Source organism: Bacillus sp. FSL K6-2865 (genome assembly GCF_040311405.1).
Classification (GTDB): Bacteria; Bacillota; Bacilli; order Bacillales; family Bacillaceae; genus Bacillus; species Bacillus velezensis.
Genome location: NZ_CP152036.1, coordinates 167,501 through 170,000, shown reverse-complemented (window position 1 = coordinate 170,000; position 2,500 = coordinate 167,501). Strand labels below are relative to the sequence as shown.

The 2,500-nt window shown below is 53.0% G+C and carries 2 rRNA genes (both cut by a window edge); both read right to left on the bottom strand.

Features of this window, described 5'->3' with window-relative positions:
* A 23S ribosomal RNA gene (locus NYE42_RS00995) occupies positions 1-816 on the bottom strand (it extends 2,114 nt beyond the left edge of the window).
* Between the two features lie 175 nt (positions 817-991).
* A 16S ribosomal RNA gene (locus NYE42_RS00990) occupies positions 992-2,500 on the bottom strand; it runs 41 nt beyond the window's last position.
* Together the 16S and 23S rRNA genes form the textbook arrangement of a ribosomal RNA operon.

Here is a 2,500-nt window from a genome sequence, read left to right as displayed (position 1 = left end):
CACCTCATCCCCGCACTTTTCAACGTGCGTGGGTTCGGGCCTCCATTCAGTGTTACCTGAACTTCACCCTGGACATGGGTAGATCACCTGGTTTCGGGTCTACGACCACGTACTCAATTCGCCCTATTCAGACTCGCTTTCGCTGCGGCTCCGCATCTTCTGCTTAACCTTGCACGGGATCGTAACTCGCCGGTTCATTCTACAAAAGGCACGCCATCACCCGTTAACGGGCTCTGACTACTTGTAGGCACACGGTTTCAGGATCTCTTTCACTCCCCTTCCGGGGTGCTTTTCACCTTTCCCTCACGGTACTGGTTCACTATCGGTCACTAGGGAGTATTTAGCCTTGGGAGATGGTCCTCCCGGATTCCGACGGAATTTCACGTGTTCCGCCGTACTCAGGATCCACTCAGGAGAGAACGAAGTTTTGACTACAGGGCTGTTACCTCCTATGGCGGGCCTTTCCAGACCTCTTCATCTACCTCGTTCCTTTGTAACTCCGTACAGAGTGTCCTACAACCCCAAGAGGCAAGCCTCTTGGTTTGGGCTGATCCCGTTTCGCTCGCCGCTACTCAGGGAATCGCATTTGCTTTCTCTTCCTCCGGGTACTTAGATGTTTCAGTTCCCCGGGTCTGCCTTCTCATATCCTATGTATTCAGATATGGATACCACTCCATTACGAGTGGTGGGTTTCCCCATTCGGAAATCTCCGGATCAAAGCTTGCTTACAGCTCCCCGAAGCATATCGGTGTTCGTCCCGTCCTTCATCGGCTCCTAGTGCCAAGGCATCCACCGTGCGCCCTTTCTAACTTAACCGTTAAAAAGAATCACTACGTGATATCTTGCATTACTAATTGAATGTGAATTACTTCTGTTATCTAGTTTTCAAAGAACAACATCTCGAAGAATCGAATGATCCTTCAAAACTAAACAAGACAGGGAACGTTCTGTTTATAAGACCCAAGGTCTTATATTCCGTTAAAATCCTTAGAAAGGAGGTGATCCAGCCGCACCTTCCGATACGGCTACCTTGTTACGACTTCACCCCAATCATCTGTCCCACCTTCGGCGGCTGGCTCCATAAAGGTTACCTCACCGACTTCGGGTGTTACAAACTCTCGTGGTGTGACGGGCGGTGTGTACAAGGCCCGGGAACGTATTCACCGCGGCATGCTGATCCGCGATTACTAGCGATTCCAGCTTCACGCAGTCGAGTTGCAGACTGCGATCCGAACTGAGAACAGATTTGTGGGATTGGCTTAACCTCGCGGTTTCGCTGCCCTTTGTTCTGCCCATTGTAGCACGTGTGTAGCCCAGGTCATAAGGGGCATGATGATTTGACGTCATCCCCACCTTCCTCCGGTTTGTCACCGGCAGTCACCTTAGAGTGCCCAACTGAATGCTGGCAACTAAGATCAAGGGTTGCGCTCGTTGCGGGACTTAACCCAACATCTCACGACACGAGCTGACGACAACCATGCACCACCTGTCACTCTGCCCCCGAAGGGGACGTCCTATCTCTAGGATTGTCAGAGGATGTCAAGACCTGGTAAGGTTCTTCGCGTTGCTTCGAATTAAACCACATGCTCCACCGCTTGTGCGGGCCCCCGTCAATTCCTTTGAGTTTCAGTCTTGCGACCGTACTCCCCAGGCGGAGTGCTTAATGCGTTAGCTGCAGCACTAAGGGGCGGAAACCCCCTAACACTTAGCACTCATCGTTTACGGCGTGGACTACCAGGGTATCTAATCCTGTTCGCTCCCCACGCTTTCGCTCCTCAGCGTCAGTTACAGACCAGAGAGTCGCCTTCGCCACTGGTGTTCCTCCACATCTCTACGCATTTCACCGCTACACGTGGAATTCCACTCTCCTCTTCTGCACTCAAGTTCCCCAGTTTCCAATGACCCTCCCCGGTTGAGCCGGGGGCTTTCACATCAGACTTAAGAAACCGCCTGCGAGCCCTTTACGCCCAATAATTCCGGACAACGCTTGCCACCTACGTATTACCGCGGCTGCTGGCACGTAGTTAGCCGTGGCTTTCTGGTTAGGTACCGTCAAGGTGCCGCCCTATTTGAACGGCACTTGTTCTTCCCTAACAACAGAGCTTTACGATCCGAAAACCTTCATCACTCACGCGGCGTTGCTCCGTCAGACTTTCGTCCATTGCGGAAGATTCCCTACTGCTGCCTCCCGTAGGAGTCTGGGCCGTGTCTCAGTCCCAGTGTGGCCGATCACCCTCTCAGGTCGGCTACGCATCGTCGCCTTGGTGAGCCGTTACCTCACCAACTAGCTAATGCGCCGCGGGTCCATCTGTAAGTGGTAGCCGAAGCCACCTTTTATGTCTGAACCATGCGGTTCAGACAACCATCCGGTATTAGCCCCGGTTTCCCGGAGTTATCCCAGTCTTACAGGCAGGTTACCCACGTGTTACTCACCCGTCCGCCGCTAACATCAGGGAGCAAGCTCCCATCTGTCCGCTCGACTTGCATGTATTAGGCACGC